Genomic DNA, 14,562 nt, shown 5'->3' with positions numbered 1-14,562 from the left:
AAATGATTAAATAAGTGAAGCCATTTTACAAAAAGCCTGTGCCAGAATCCTCAAAGCCCACTCGATCGCTCGCCGGAATTGCCGGAATTGTTGCGATCGCCACGCTGATCAGCAAAGTGTTTGGGTTGGTGCGTCAGGTTGCGATCGCGGCGGCCTTTGGGCTGGGAGCGGCCTACGGTGCTTACCAATATTCAGCGATCATTCCAGGGTTTTTTCTGATTTTGCTGGGTGGCATTAACGGCCCGTTTCACAGTGCGATGGTCAGTGCGCTTGCCAAGCGCGATAAAGAAGAAGCGGCTCCTCTGGTCGAAACGGTCTCTACACTGGTGGGCGGCGTTCTATTTCTGGTCGCGCTAGGGTTAATTGCGTTTGCGCCTCAGTTTATCGATCTGATTGCGCCCGGTTTGCATCAGACTGCCCACGGGATGGAAGTGAGAGCGATCGCGATTCAACAATTGCGAATTATGGCTCCGATCGCCTGGTTTGCTGGCATGATTGGCATCGGGTTTGGCACGTTGAATGCGGCGGATTTGTACTGGTTGCCGTCGGTGAGTCCGCTGTTGTCGAGTGTGACGATCGTGATTGGGGTCGGTGCGCTGGCGTTTTATCTGGGACGGAATATTGTCGAGCCTCAGTATGCGGCGATCGGGGGAATTGTTTTGGCGTGGGCGGCTTTGGCGGGGACAATCTTGCAATGGCTGGCGCAGGTTTGGGCCCAACAAAAGGCAGGATTGAGCCGATTTCGATGGGGGTTTGACTTTCAGAATCCGGGTGTGCAAGACGTGATGAAGGTGATGGGGCCGGCTCTGTTTGCGTCGGGAATGCTGCAAATCAATGTCTACACGGATATGTTTTTTACGTCTTTTTTGCCCAATCCGGGGGCGGCGGTGTCTGCGTTAGACTATGCCAATCTTTTGGTACAAACGCCTTTGGGTATTTTGTCGAATATGATTTTGGTGCCCTTTTTGCCTGTGTTTTCTCGGCTGTCTGATCCTAAAGATTGGGGCGAGTTAAAGATGCGAATTCGTCAGGGATTGTTGATGACTGCGATCGCGATGCTGCCCTTAAGTGCGTTGATGATTGCGTTAGCAAAACCGATCGTACGAGTGGTTTATGAACGGGGGGCGTTTAAGCTGGGCGATTCTGGACTGGTGGCGATGGTATTGATGGCCTATGCGATCGGGATGTTTGTTTATTTGAGCCGAGATGTTTTAGTTCGCGTCTTTTATGCGTTGGGCGATGGAGATACGCCGTTTCGCATTAGCATTGTCAATATTTTCTTGAATGCGTTGTTTGACTTTCTATTAATTAAGCCACTTGGTTTACCGGGATTGGTATTAGCGACTGTTTCTGTAAACGTCATCTCTACGATCGCGCTTCTGTGGTTTTTGAATCGTAAACTGGATGGCTTGCCGTTGCGAGAATGGATTTTGCCTGTGGTGGGGCTAACGGTGGGAAGTGCGATCGCGGGTCTGTCCAGTTGGGGCACTCTTTTGGGATTGCGAAACGTGCTAGGTAATGAAGGGCTGCCAATTCTACTGATTCAACTTTGCTTATCGGGTCTCGTCGGACTGTCTCTGTTTGCCCTTTTCGCCACTCAGTTGAAACTTCCAGAAATCGATTTATTTGTAGGTCGGATTCGTCAGCGTTTTGTTAAAAGCTAATGTGACGTAAATTCGATGGAGTTTTTCGCTTTGATGTCGAGTATTTCTGTCTCCCAAGCTGCCAATTTTGGGGAACTTTCAGACAGGAATTGCAGGGCAAAGACGTTTATCAAACAGATGTTGTGTTAACGTTAATTCGATAATTTTTTCGCTGCGTTGTTTAGCGCTTCTGCCCCCCAACCCCCCAACTTTGGGGAACTTTTAAATCAGATTCCTAGTTCAAAGTCTCTCACTCGTGGGGTATCTAGGGGGCTGCCCGGATTAATCACCGTAGCGAAAGATTTCTATCGAACCAATGCTGTATCAATGATCGCAGCAATTTTCTGACACGTCTAAGGTGATCTTCTGCGATGATAAGTTCTTTGATCGCTTGCTTGTATTACGTGAGAATCTTACAGCGATCGTACAAATTCTTTAACTGCTTGTCGAAAGATGTTTTGATCGGTAGGGAGGGCGAGAGGTTCGGTGGAGAAGATGTAATAGACATCGCCACCATCAGTCACTTCAAATGTAGCCGAGCATTCTTTTGCCCAATCATCTAGGTGACGACGCGCGATCGCAGGTTCTAATCGCGTTGCTGTTGCAAAATCTAATAGCGACACTCTTCCCTGGTTGATTTGTAATAGCTGAAAGAAGCGATCGCGAATGGCGTGACGAGAGGCTTTTGAGCCAGCGTAAATTAGCAGTCCGCCAATGGATGCAGGTGCCAATCCAAAAAATACTAACAGCAACCACAACAGCGCCAACGCCCAACCTGGAGGATTGCCCAATGTGATGCCTAAGAGAAGACCGATCGAAACCGCTCCTCCGCCACATAACAGCAGCCCACCGACTACCTTTCCGGCTACGCTCCAGATTCGATTCATCGCACTGTCTTAGCTCCAAGTCTGTCCTTTCAGAGTAGCTTGTTTTTTTCCGTTCGGGGGTGCGGGAGCTTGGGGGTTAACCGTCCTGTCTTAGCCCAAAATTCTTACCGAAAGTTAGATAGCCGAAACTTCCTTCTTGCGATAGGTTTGAGAGGTTGCCTTGCTGATCTGACTCAAACCCGCTATCCCCATCGCCTTTATGTTTTCACGCATCGTCCAGACCAGTTCTCGCCAGGGAGAAATCGTTGAAGTCGTCTTGAGAAACGGCTGGGATTACATGAGACGATTGTTGACTGGGGGCAAAGTTGATGAGCCAAAACTTCCGCCCCCTGCGGTTTTACGCAATATTTTGGTAGACCTTGGGCCGGTCTATGTCAAATTGGGACAACTGCTGAGTACTCGCCCTGACCTGCTGCCCGCCGAATATATCGAAGCGCTCTCAACGCTGCAAGCCGAAGTGCCCCCGGTGGACTGGTCAGAAGTTGAAGTGGTGATTCGCAAACAGCTAAGAGCGCCTCTCGAAGAAACCTTTGCCGCGATTAATTATCAGCCTGTGGCGGCAGGGTCGATCGCTCAAACGCATCGGGCAACCCTCAAGGATGGTCAAGAAGTTGCTTTAAAGGTGCAGCGTCCTGGGTTAGAAGTCGTGATCGAACAGGACATTTCACTGATTCGCCTGATCGCTAAACTGGTTGCACAAACCGACTTTGGACAGTACTACGACATTGTATCGATCGCTGAAGAATTTACGCAGGCGCTGCGGGCAGAACTTGACTTTACTCAAGAGGCTCACAATACGGATCAGCTTAAACGCAATCTCGCGGCTTCTCGTTGGATTGATGTCGATCGCATTACGGTGCCGCAGATTAATTGGCAACTGACGACTGACAAACTGCTGGTGATGGAGTGGTTGGATGGTGTCCCGCTGTTGGCTGCCAGCTTCGACAATCCGCAATTTGAAGGGGATGCCGATCGCGAACGGGAAGAAATTTCCACTATGCTGCTAAGGGCGTTTTTTCAGCAGATTTGTCTGGATGGATTCTTTCATGCTGATCCGCATCCGGGCAACTTGTTTTACCTGCGCGATGGCCGGGTGGCTCTGTTTGACTGTGGTATGGTCGGACGACTCGATCCGCGCACTCAGCAGATCTTGCTGGAATTGATCTTGTCGATCGTCAATCTGGATGCTCAACGCTGTACTCAGCTAATTTTGCAACTAGCGCCTCCGACTCAGCCGATCAATCGCATTAAACTTGAAACAGAATTTGACCAACTTCTGCGCCGCTACTATAGTCTCAACATTTCGCAGGTCAACTTTAGCAAGCTTGTTTACGAAGTGCTGCAAGTGGCTCGAAGCAATAAGATTCGCATTCCTGGCAATCTAGGGCTTTGTGCTAAAGCGATCGCCAACCTGGAAGGCATTGCCCGCACCCTTGACCCGAACTTCAACATTCCGAATAAGATTCGTCCGATGATGACGGAAGTGTTTCAGCGACAAATCGTAGGAGAGGCTCCGCTGGCTGCGTTGTTGCGGACGGTTTTGGATGTGAAAAATCTCTCGTTGCAGTCGCCGCGTCAGGTCGAAATGCTGCTCGATCGCGTCACGTCAGAGACTTTGCAGTGGAATTTTTCGGTACGAGAACTGGAGCCAATGCGCCGGACGGTTGATTCTTCTGCCAATCGGCTTTCGTTTAGCGTGGTGGTCGGGTCACTGATTATTGGAGCAGCCACAATTTCGGCGAATACTCAGTCGAGTCAGGTCTATTGGTTGAGCGATGTACTGTTTGCGGCGGCGAGCTTTTTGGGACTGTGGTTGATCGTGAGTATCTTACGATCGGGACATCTGCGATGAGTAGGATATGAATTTAGTGCTGATCAAGAGTAATAATTAGGTGAACTAGCAATACCCCTCTTTCATCACTCTAGCTGCGCTAAAGAGCAAGTTCCTGAGATGCTTGTCATCGAAATGGTTGAGCCACGCGAAGCCGTCGAAACCGTTACCTTTATCGATCACTACTGCGCGGTCTACCGCGATCTGTCTGTCGATGTGCGAAGTTTTGAAGCATTCAAATACTTGCATCTGGGCATGATGAGTGACCTTCCACGCAAATCATTACCGGCAATCGCTCGTGCGGTTGGACTATCGAATGATCAAGTCCTTCATCATTCTTGAGTGAGTCACCTTGGTCTGTTGCAGCCCTGCAAAAACGGCGCTTAGAACTAATTTTGCAGCAGTTGAAAGGGAAAGCAATGACACTTGTGATAGATGAAACGGGCGACCGTAAAAAAGGCAATACCACTGACTACGTGGCGCGACAGTACATTGGTAACTTAGGCAAGATTGAGAGTGGCATTGTCTCTGTGAATGCCTATGGCATTGTGGGACAGTTAACTTTCCCGTTATTGTTCAAGGTCTTCAAACCCAAGCATCGGCTCAAGCCTGAAGATGTCTACCAAACCAAGTTACAGTTGGCGCAAAGCATCGTTGAGGAGCTAGTTGAGTTTGGCTTCAAGATTGAGCTAGTCCTTGCGGATAGCTTGTATGGCGAAAGTCATCCGTTTGTGCGAAGCCTTGACCAGTTGAACCTTCCTTGGATTGTCGCAATCCGCTCGAATCATGAGGTATAGATGCCTGAAGAGGCTGAGATGATTGACAGCGATTGGCAGTGCTTTGAGCGGGTGTTTGCGGATGGCACAACTGAGCAACGCTACATTCAAGAAACCCTCTTTGGTCATCGGTTGACATGGCGCTACTGGTTGTTAACCAATGACCCAGAGACTTTACCGGACAATAGTACCTGGTCAGTGATGAGTCACCTAGATGAGCAGCGAGATCACTTTGACCAGATTGGCAATCTATATGGCTTGAGAACCTGGGTGGAGCATGGCTTCAAGCAATGTAAAGACAAGCTAGGATGGGCAGATTATCGGGTGACGCACTACGAGCAGATTGAACGATGGTGGGAGATTGTGAGTAGTGCCTACCTGATGGTGAGCTTACAGTTTGATGGATTGGACGGGAATGAGTGTTCAAATCCCGACCCGTTGTTAGAGAAGTTTCAGGAGCATCCGTGTTGGCAATCATCGAAGAGTTGGACTAGTCGATTGCACAACTTGCGGCTGATCATTGAGCCGTTCATCTGCTTCTACTTGCTTAAATCTTGGTTATTCGTGTTTGAGATTCCATTCTTAGAGCAGGGTTTCGCTCATCTCATTGCGATTCTAAATCAGTTTAGGGGTTGGCAATCTCAGCGTAGCAACTTGGATAACCACTACTTTTCATCTGCCTAGAGTGATGAAAGAGGGGTATTTACGCAAGTCGTCTGGCATGTCTCGCTCAAGCGACAAATTCGACTCGCTTACCTACAAGACATCCGCAAGCCCAGCAAGCCGGGCTACGTCGTGCTGTTCTCAACCGATGTGCAGCAAGCTGTTGACCAAATCTATCAGTTCTACAAGCTACGCTTTCAGATCGAATTCCTCTTTCGCGATGCCAAACAATTCACGGGTCTGTGTGATGGCCAGGCGCGCAATGTCAGAAAACTGGACTTCCACTTTAATGCCAGTTTTACGGCCCTCAATCTCGCTAAGTTGGAGGCGGCTCAAGCCAGCGCGGGTGGGCAGCCCTTAGTCTTCTCAATGGCAAGCATTAAGCGACGGGCACTCAACGACCATCTACTTGAGCGATTTATTTCAAAGTTAGCGCTGTCCCCGACGGTGATCAAATCCCATCCCAACTACGAAAGTCTGCGCTCCTACGGCGTTATCGCTGCTTAATTCTGTCCGAAGTGTTGAAAGATGAGCAATTTAGTAATTGTGAGAAAATCGCTCACTGTTGATTAACCTTCGATCGCCCCCTCCAGAAACTTCTTTCCTGCCTCCTCCCTCCTGCCTCCTCTCTCCTCCCTTCAATAAGCTCCTTTGCCAAAGACGACAATGCGAATCGTTTCTAACAGAATGTCCAAGTCGAGATTGAGTGACCAGTTATCGATGTAGTAAAGATCCAGTCGAGCAGCGTCATTGAAGTTTTCGATCGTCGATCGTCCTGAAATTTGCCACAGTCCCGTAATGCCCGGTAAGACTTGATGGCGAATGTGGTGCCAGTCATCAAATCGAGCCACATCGCGTAACGGTAGCGGACGCGGCCCAACCAGACTCATTTGTCCTAAGAGAACATTGAACAACTGCGGCAATTCATCCAGACTGGTGCGCCTGAGAAAGTGTCCGATCGCCGTAATTCTCGGATCGTCTTTGATTTTGAACATTACGCCGTCGGTTTGATTGTGTTGCTCTAGAGAAGTTTGAAGCTGGGGAGCCTCGATCGACATCGTGCGAAATTTCCAGACCTGAAAGACTTTGCCGTGCAGTCCCATGCGTTCTTGACGAAAGAAAACCGGGCCAGGAGACGAAAGTTTGAGCGCGATCGCCACTCCCACAAATAGCGGAGCCAGCAGAATAATGCCAAAAAAGGCACCCGCAAAATCGAGACAGCGCTTGATTCGGTAGTCCCAGCCACTCAAGAAGGGCGGTTCGACGCGCACCGTGGGCACCCCCGCAAAAATCTCTGGAACGCCCCGCCGATGAAGGGTTTCGACACTAGAGGGAATCAACCGCAGCGCAATGCCCGCCCGCCGAAGTTGCCAGTAGAGTGCCGATGCCAATTCTGTTTGGGGCAAATTTTCAGCGAGAACTTCTTGGGCGTTGGAGTTGAGAATCGATCGCAAAGTTGCCGCACTGCTCGCCGTCGAAGACAAGGCCGCTCCCACAATTTTGTAATGAGGTTGACGCTGGAGAATCTTTGCCAACTTAGACAACCGATGCGCCGGGGCAATCAAAAACACCGAAACCTGACTGCGCGTTTGCTCAAACTGCCAGATCAACAGCGTCGCCATCAGCCGAAATCCGACAATCAGCCCAATGCTACTCAACCAGGCAGTGATTACGAGCGATCGCGGCGGATCAAGTTTTGGGTCATAGAAATACTGCACCACCAGAGACAGTAGATAAACCACGCTAACCAACTGCCCCGATCGCCCATAATTCTTCCACTGAGTCGGAGAAATATACAGCCCACCTCTCGCAAACACGCCCAGCGTCACCAATGCAAACAGCCAAAACAGCCCCGGCAACCCCACCCAAACCCCCCAATTAAGCTGCGGCGGCAACGGAGAATAAAACTTATTGAGGAACGCCGCCAACCGCCAAGCGATCGCCAACCCCGCCACATCGCTAATCAGCAGTACAAAAATTTTCTGCCAATCCCAACTCAGTTTTCGGGAGGCAAATCGATAAGGCGCACGGAGATCGACGGATTTGTGAATCTTGCGGGTTAAACCGTCCATTACAGCAGAGACGTGGGGGCGACACCTTGAGTATTCCGCAAAATCTCTGAGAAGCGATCGGGGGGTTGCGGATGCGGGTCAAGAGATTCTCGACAAAACTCACAAAGCTCTTTCGTGCAGGAAGCTTCTCTAGGGAAATACACGGAAGATTTATCAAGACTTAAAGATAGCTTTAATCAAAGTTTGGGTGATTACCTCTAGTATTTTTTTATCAGGTTTTCAACAGCTTAATACCGCTTCAACCAAACGCTTTGAATTCTCGTAAATTGCACTCATTTGAGTGTATGCATCACCAATACCTTTAACCTCCAGGTAGCTCTCACTTCTAATGCCTGGAAGGTTAAGGCACCACATCGCTTCACATCACAATTTTTTGACCCAACCTTAAGAAAAATGAATAGTCATCCTCCCGCTGTTTCGATTGGAATGCCAGTCTATAACGGAGAAGCCTTTCTCACCGCCGCTTTAGACGCAATTTTGGCACAGACCTTTACAAACTTTGAGCTAATTATTTCAGACAACGCCTCGACCGATCGCACCGAAGAAATCTGCCGCACTTACGCCGCTCAAGACGATCGCATCCACTATTACCGCAACACCCAAAACTTAGGAGCCGCCTGGAACTTTAATCGCGTTTTTCAACTTGCTCAAGGGCAATACTTTAAATGGGCAACCCATGACGATTTGTTGGCTCCAACCGCTCTAGAAAAGTGTGTCGAACTCCTCGATCGCGACGCTTCTACCGTTCTTTGTGCCTCTCAAGTGGGCTGTATCAACTGGCAAGGCAATGTCATCGAAGCAAAATGTGACCCCAGCGATCGCGCCTTAGATGCAGATCAACCTTCACGGCGATTTCGCGGCATCCTGTTGCAAACCTTCTGGTGTTATGAAGTGTTTGGGCTGATGCGGACAAGTGCGTTGAGAAAAGTCGCGCCGATGGGGAGTCACTATGGCTCCGATCGTGCCATTCTCGCTGCCCTCACATTACAGGGTCGCTTTGCAGAAATTCCGACAGCGCTGATCTTCAGACGTTTTCATCTCAAGCAGTCTACCGCCATGCAGTCGGCAAAAGAACGCGAACAATGGCTAAATGGAATTCAGAAAAAAACTCGGTTACAAGAGCGGCAGTCGGTCTGCTGTCTGATGGCGGTGCTGCAAGCTGAATTGACCTACACTCAGCGCCTTCGCTGCTTGGGCGTTTTGGCTCACTACTTGATTCGCCTCAAAAATTGGCAATACTTTTTCAGAATCTGGTTTCCCAAGCGTAAGCCTGCACATCCGTCGGTTCAATCCACGTTTGCTGCTAAAGAGACGATCGCGCTCAAGTAGGGTCGTCAAGCAATACAGTAGCGACAGGTTAGAAAGAAACCGTATACTGATCTAGCCTTTCACTCCTGGGTTTCCTTTGGGTATCGACCTTCGCAGCTACGTCTATCTCGACAGCTTACAGCCTCAACACGCCGCCTATCTGGGCACCGAATCACTGGGGTTTTTGCCCTTGCCAGGAGACGCTTCTCTCTGGATTGAGATTTCTCCAGGCATCGAAATCAATCGCATTATGGATGTGGCGATGAAGTCCGCAGTGGTTCGTCCTGGTGTGCAAGTGGTCGAGCGGCTGTACGGACTGTTAGAAATTCATGCCAGCAATCAGGGAGAAGTCAAAGCAGCAGGACGGGCCATTCTAGATGTTTTGGGCGTTCAGCAGCGCGATTGTCTCAAACCTCGAATCATTTCTAGTCAAGTGATTCGCAACATTGACGCTCACCATACTCAATTGATCAATCGCACTCGTCGCGGCAATATGATTCTCGCGGGACAGACCCTTTATGTCTTTGAAGTTGAACCCGCCGCCTACGCCGCCCTCGCCGCCAACGAAGCCGAAAAAGCAGCCCTGATCAACATTCTGCAAATCTCGGCCGTGGGTAGCTTTGGGCGGCTCTATTTGGGTGGTGCAGAGCGAGACATTTTGGCAGCCCAGCAAGGCGTTTTGGCGGCGATCGAGAACCTCCCCGGACGCGACTACCCCCTCAATTTGCGAAAGGAATAGGTAATGGCAAACATTCAGCATCTGAGGCGGTTGCAGCAGGGTGCCGTGAATTGGGTTGAGTGGCGATCGCACCATCCATCTACAGAACCTGACCTGAGTGCAGCCGATCTGACGGGCGCAAATTTACGCGGCGCAGCGCTCAGTCACACCAACTTGAGAAAAGCTGACCTGTCTGAGGCAAAACTAATTTCTGCCCAGCTAACGGGAGCAATTCTCAATCAAGCCAATCTCTACAAAGCTCAACTCATTGATGCGATTTTGCAACAAGCGGAACTGGTCGATGCTTGTCTGATCGCAGCCGATTTGAGAGGAGCCGATTTAAGCCACGCAAATCTGATCGGGTCGGATCTGAAGGGAGCTAACTTCGATCGAGCCGATCTGGTTGCCGCAAATCTGATTGGAACGGAGTTAAGAAGCGCCAGGTTTCGAGAAGCGGATTTGAGTCAGGCAGACTTGCGACACGCCCACTTGAGTCAGGCAATTTTGCTCAAAGCCAATTTTTCACAGGCTAATCTGAGCAGCGCAACGTTGTTTGAGGCAGAGGCGATCGAGGCGCATTTCTACCAGGCTGACCTGCAAAAAGCCAACTTGATGCAAATTCATCTCAGAGGTGGGTATCTGTTTGGCGCAAATTTGAGAGAAGCCAATCTGACGAGGGGCGATTTTGGCTGGGCCAATCTGAGTAAGGTAGACCTGACAAACGCCAATCTCACAGGCGCAAACTTGAGAGGCACCAATCTCACAGGCGCAAATCTCACAGGCGCAAATCTCACGGGCGCTTACATGCGAGGAGCCAACTTGAGTCGAGCTAACCTGACCTCTGCAAATCTGTTGGAGGTAAATTTGAAAGCAGTCAATCTCAACAGAGCCATTCTTAAGGGAACGATCATGCCCGACGGCAGCGTTCAACCTTGAGGGAACAAAAATGCAGGTCTACATCGTCACCCAAAAATGGCAACTTCACGCATTAACTCACGCATTGACTTTAGAAGGGCGAACGATGGGGCTCGAACCCACGAATGGTGGAATCACAATCCACTGCCTTAACCACTTGGCTACGCTCGCCATTGCGATAACTAATATAGCATTCTCAGGAATGAATGATCCAGATTTTTTTACTTTTTACAAATTGGTACGTGGGGAGCGATCGCGCCTAAGATGCGGTTGAGGAGCCTTTGAGAATTGCTGGGGAAGTGCCGACTCGTTAAACGATCGTCAGTAGTAAGGTAGCAACGGATGAAAATGTCCAGGCTGATAGCAGGAGTTTTGGGAGTAGCTGTCTTGGGGGCAGGGGTGGCGTTGGCGATGACCAATCCCAAACAAGAAGCGTTTGAAGAGTTTGCTTTGGAGCGAATTCGAGAGGATGCCTGCAAAGAACTGTCGTTGGGATTAGATAAGCAGTGTCCCAAGTTTGTGGATGACAATCGGGCTGAACTCAAAAAAATCATCACCCAAAACACAGAGCGGCGAGACTTTGGAATATTTAGCTACTACGAGACGAATCTATCGGTGCGATCGCTTGTCCCCCAACTGTCGATACTGCCGCTGCCCGCTTATCAGTTTGAGACAGTAGGCTTGTTTGGCAAGTTCTATTTATATGAAGCAACAAAGCGGCGATAACGACTTGGTTGATTTAATTGGTTAGTTAAACGTCAATTCGATGAGAGTTTTTCGCTTCGTTGTTCACGGCTTCTGCCCCCCAAGCTGCCAATTTTGGGAGACTTTTAGACAAAAGTTTTAGTTCAAAGTCCCTTACTTGTAGGAGATTTAAGGGGGATCAAACCTACAACTAAAACGATGAATTTCGTCGAATTCGCGTTAATTGAGAGTCTTTATGTTGGATTGCTTAGATCCAAATCTTTGAGCGTAGGGACTCCTTTAAGAAAAGATCCCGTTAGCAGTAGTTTGGTTTGAGTGTCGAGGTTGCCTGTTGGCTCAATGCCCATTGTTTTCTGAAAGTCTTGTAGGGCTGATTTGAACGTTTGCGTTGAGTAACCGAGTCGCTTTAGATAGTCGATCGCTTGAGTCGTCGTGATAGACAAATCTTCGTTTCTGCGAAAAATCGGGACGTATTGCTCTCGCCATATTTTGGCAAACTCAGCTTGATTGAGAATGAAAATCTTGCCGCTGGCTGGGTCACCGATCGCTGCCTGGTTTTGGTTCATTGAGAGAAGCGCGATCGCATGGGGGAGCTTTCTTTTGCCGTCGATTAACCACACGCCCAGGACACCGGGACGGTTGATTTGACGCATCTGCTCCCAGGTTGGGGCAAGCTCAACGCCATCCATTCTAAAGTGACGAGCAGCCACGATTAACTGCGGCATGGTTGTTCCCATTTGGCTGGTTCTGGCTTGTTGAGCCACACTGACTTCGGTCGCTTCTGGAATGCCCCACCGATGCAGAATGGTAGCGAGAGCGGCGGGGGCACAGCTACTCATGGAGGTTTGTCGAAAGACTCCGTTGGGCTGCAAGTTGTTGGACAGGTCAGTGTAGATGGGGGCGAGAAAGTAAGCTTCGGTGGCGGTAAATCCGGTGATACCGATTAGACCGAGTAACAGAATGGCGAATACTTGCTTTCGGGCGCTTGACCAGACGATCGCAAAGGCAACTCCACAAAATCCTAATAAAATCACGCGCATCGCTGTCCAGGTGACTTGCATTCCATAGACGCGCCAGGTGAGGGGAAAGACTTGCATCTGAGGAATGTTTAGCGCCAGCAAAATCAAGCCGACGTAGAGACCCAGAAAGAGCAGGGCGGTAGCTTCGCTTCCCATAGGGTTCGTATTCTTGCCACGAAATAAATCATTCGCCGTGGAGCCTTGACGCAGCAGCACTCGCCCGACTTTCATTCCCCACCGAAAACAGAGTGCGCCTAATAAAAGGGTGGCGATCGCCTCGATTATCATCCAATCTTTCCTGATGTAACGTGAATTCGATAGAGTTTTTTCGCTTCATTATTTAACGCTTCTGCCCCCCAACCCCCAAATCTGGGGGACTTTCGGAGAGGATTTCTTGCTCAAAGTCCCTCACTCGTGGGGGATTTAGGGGGCTGCCTGGAGCGATCGCCTCGATTATCATCCAATCTTTCCTAATGTACTCGTGCCGCTAGTCTACCCATTGCAGTGATGAGTCTGGAAAGCGGCTGTGTTCTCCTGATCCAAACTGTAGATTTTGGGAAGTCACGGTAACTCTCTCCAGGGTGTAGGACTTGAGTGAGCCACTGAAGTGAGTAACTTAATTTATTGTGAGAAGAACTGTACGTCTTCATAAAGCAATTCTGTTTGACCTTTCCAGGCAATGCTTTCTAAGCTCAGGATGTCACCCTTTGTATAGGGCGTATAGAGCCACATCCGACCTTCACCGCGACGATAACATTCAACGCTGACTTTTTCGGAGTCTACTAGCACATATTCCTGTAATGTCGATAGGTTGCGATAGGCTGTGAACTTGTCGCCCCGATCTTTGGACTCTGTGCTGGGCGTGAGAATTTCGACAATTAGCTTGGGGTACTGGATTAATTTGTGGGCAGTGAGGTCACGAGGGTCGCAACTGACGATCAGATCTGGGTAGTAATAAAGACCGGATGCGTTAACTTGAACTTTGACATCTGCCATGTTGATCCGACAGCCTCTAGCCCGAACCTGTGATCGCACGAGTGTCAGAAAATTAATCGCAATGTCGTTGTGAGGGAGGGTGCCACCTGTCATGGCGAGAACTTCACCGTCAACGTATTCGTAGCGTATTTCTTGGCGAGGTTCCCATTCAAGGTATTCCTCGATCGACATCTTTTGAGGTTGAGGTGTGGCAATCATCGCAAAGTCCTCTACTTGCTCTCATTATCGCGTTTGAAAGTATGAATAGAGCGATCGCGCTTTGAATTCGGGATTTGCAGGTTGACATGAGAACGATCGCACTTGGAACTGGAACGATCGCACTTCAAACAGGAACGATCGCACTTCAAATCAGAAATTTGTTGCTTTAAATCGGAACGATCGCACTTCAAACAGGAACATCCTCACTTTAAACAGGAACGATCGCACTTCAGATAAGAAATTTGTTGCTTTAAGTCGGAACGATCGCACTTCAAACAGGAACGATCGTGCTTTAAACAAGAAATTTGTTGCTTTAAGTCGGAACGATCGCACTTCAAACAGGAACGATCGCAGTTTGAGGGGAAATTGTTGAGGATGGATTAAGAAAAGCGGGGTTCGCAAAAGCACAGGTCATAGTTTAGACAGCATTACTGGTGTCCGTAAAATAATGCTTTGGGCTTGTGGTCGATCGGATTCCTGTGCTTGCCCCTTGTTTGCATCTTTACCTATGGTTTGCCCCCAACGTTTTCAGAGACAGCTTGCTTTTTACCGCTTGCTGTTTGTGGTTTGCTTGACTGCTGTGCTGTTGGTTGCCTCTCCCTGGGTCAGCGCCAAGGAAAAACCGAAACCAAAGCCGCAAGAGTGGCAGATTAATGGAGTTTTGGCGGCACTGGACGATCGCTCTCCCCAAGTGCAAGGCTTTGCTTTGAGCCAATTGACTGAGTATGAAGCAAAAGACTTAAAGAGTGTCCTGAAAAACCCGGAAGCAATTGCTCAGAAAAGGGCGAATCTCCTTAAAGATAAGACGCAAGACTCCGATGTTCGAGGCAG

The 14,562-nt window shown here is 49.3% G+C and carries 13 protein-coding genes, 1 tRNA gene and 1 pseudogene; 9 read left to right on the top strand and 6 right to left on the bottom strand.

All coding sequences use genetic code 11. The features are described 5' to 3' along the window. Positions 1-14: 14 nt before the first annotated feature. Positions 15-1,664, top strand: coding sequence for a murein biosynthesis integral membrane protein MurJ (gene murJ, locus ACKFKH_RS23245; RefSeq protein WP_446860739.1), 1,650 nt, complete (start codon positions 15-17; stop codon positions 1,662-1,664). A 392-nt stretch (positions 1,665-2,056) separates the two neighbouring features. Here the strand turns inward: murJ and ACKFKH_RS23240 are convergent, their stop codons facing one another. Continuing rightward, positions 2,057-2,530: a hypothetical protein gene (locus ACKFKH_RS23240; RefSeq protein WP_446860738.1), complete on the bottom strand. Its 474-nt coding sequence runs from the start codon at positions 2,528-2,530 to the stop codon at positions 2,057-2,059. Between the two features lie 199 nt (positions 2,531-2,729). Between ACKFKH_RS23240 and ACKFKH_RS23235 the strand changes: the two genes are divergently transcribed. The 3 genes and pseudogenes from ACKFKH_RS23235 (at position 2,730) to ACKFKH_RS23225 (ending at position 6,307) form a co-directional block, all read left to right on the top strand. Beyond that, the gene (locus ACKFKH_RS23235) at positions 2,730-4,382 is read left to right on the top strand and encodes an ABC1 kinase family protein (RefSeq protein WP_446860737.1); all 1,653 of its coding nucleotides are present in this window, start codon (positions 2,730-2,732) and stop codon (positions 4,380-4,382) included. Between the two features lie 114 nt (positions 4,383-4,496). Beyond that, positions 4,497-5,821 (top strand): annotated as a pseudogene (locus ACKFKH_RS23230) (IS701 family transposase). Positions 5,822-5,932: 111 nt separating this feature from the next. Next, on the top strand, positions 5,933-6,307 hold the full coding sequence (locus tag ACKFKH_RS23225) for a hypothetical protein (RefSeq protein ID WP_446860736.1): 375 nt from the start codon (positions 5,933-5,935) through the stop codon (positions 6,305-6,307). A 131-nt stretch (positions 6,308-6,438) separates the two neighbouring features. Here ACKFKH_RS23225 and ACKFKH_RS23220 read toward each other — a convergent pair whose 3' ends face one another. After that, the gene (locus ACKFKH_RS23220; RefSeq protein WP_446860735.1) at positions 6,439-7,872 is read right to left on the bottom strand and encodes a sugar transferase; all 1,434 of its coding nucleotides are present in this window, start codon (positions 7,870-7,872) and stop codon (positions 6,439-6,441) included. Positions 7,873-8,265: 393 nt separating this feature from the next. Here ACKFKH_RS23220 and ACKFKH_RS23215 point away from each other — a divergent pair, with 393 nt between their 5' ends. The 3 genes from ACKFKH_RS23215 to ACKFKH_RS23205 all read left to right on the top strand — a co-directional run bounded on the left by ACKFKH_RS23215 (position 8,266) and on the right by ACKFKH_RS23205 (position 10,834). Continuing rightward, complete coding sequence (locus ACKFKH_RS23215; RefSeq protein ID WP_446860734.1) at positions 8,266-9,201, top strand: glycosyltransferase family 2 protein; 936 nt, start codon at positions 8,266-8,268, stop codon at positions 9,199-9,201. 76 nt (positions 9,202-9,277) lie between these two features. Beyond that, positions 9,278-9,919 carry a hypothetical protein gene (locus ACKFKH_RS23210; protein ID WP_446860733.1) on the top strand — a complete coding sequence of 214 codons (642 nt, stop codon included), beginning with the start codon at positions 9,278-9,280 and terminating at the stop codon, positions 9,917-9,919. A 3-nt stretch (positions 9,920-9,922) separates the two neighbouring features. Continuing rightward, positions 9,923-10,834 (top strand): pentapeptide repeat-containing protein, encoded by a 912-nt coding sequence (locus ACKFKH_RS23205; protein WP_446860732.1) that lies wholly within the window; start codon positions 9,923-9,925, stop codon positions 10,832-10,834. 77 nt (positions 10,835-10,911) lie between these two features. Here ACKFKH_RS23205 and ACKFKH_RS23200 read toward each other — a convergent pair. Further along, positions 10,912-10,984: transfer RNA gene (locus ACKFKH_RS23200), tRNA-His, on the bottom strand. A 177-nt stretch (positions 10,985-11,161) separates the two neighbouring features. Here ACKFKH_RS23200 and ACKFKH_RS23195 point away from each other — a divergent pair. Continuing rightward, a complete protein-coding gene (locus ACKFKH_RS23195; protein WP_446860731.1) occupies positions 11,162-11,539 on the top strand; it encodes a DUF4359 domain-containing protein in 378 nt (125 codons plus the stop codon). A gap of 212 nt (positions 11,540-11,751) precedes the next feature. Here the strand turns inward: ACKFKH_RS23195 and ACKFKH_RS23190 are convergent, their stop codons facing one another. The 3 genes from ACKFKH_RS23190 to ACKFKH_RS23180 form a co-directional block, all read right to left on the bottom strand. Further along, positions 11,752-12,825: a cysteine peptidase family C39 domain-containing protein gene (locus tag ACKFKH_RS23190; protein WP_446860730.1), complete on the bottom strand. Its 1,074-nt coding sequence runs from the start codon at positions 12,823-12,825 to the stop codon at positions 11,752-11,754. 333 nt (positions 12,826-13,158) lie between these two features. After that, a complete protein-coding gene (locus tag ACKFKH_RS23185; RefSeq protein WP_446860729.1) occupies positions 13,159-13,731 on the bottom strand; it encodes a Uma2 family endonuclease in 573 nt (190 codons plus the stop codon). Positions 13,732-13,881: 150 nt separating this feature from the next. Beyond that, a complete protein-coding gene (locus ACKFKH_RS23180) occupies positions 13,882-14,139 on the bottom strand; it encodes a hypothetical protein (RefSeq protein WP_446860728.1) in 258 nt (85 codons plus the stop codon). A 100-nt stretch (positions 14,140-14,239) separates the two neighbouring features. Between ACKFKH_RS23180 and ACKFKH_RS23175 the strand changes: the two genes are divergently transcribed. Next, the coding region (locus ACKFKH_RS23175; protein ID WP_446860727.1) for a hypothetical protein at positions 14,240-14,562 on the top strand (323 nt) is incomplete at its 3' end.

Source organism: Phormidesmis sp. 146-20, from assembly GCF_052939475.1.
The sequence above is the reverse complement of the archived record's forward strand: the minus strand, read 5'-3'. Positions and strand labels throughout refer to the sequence as shown.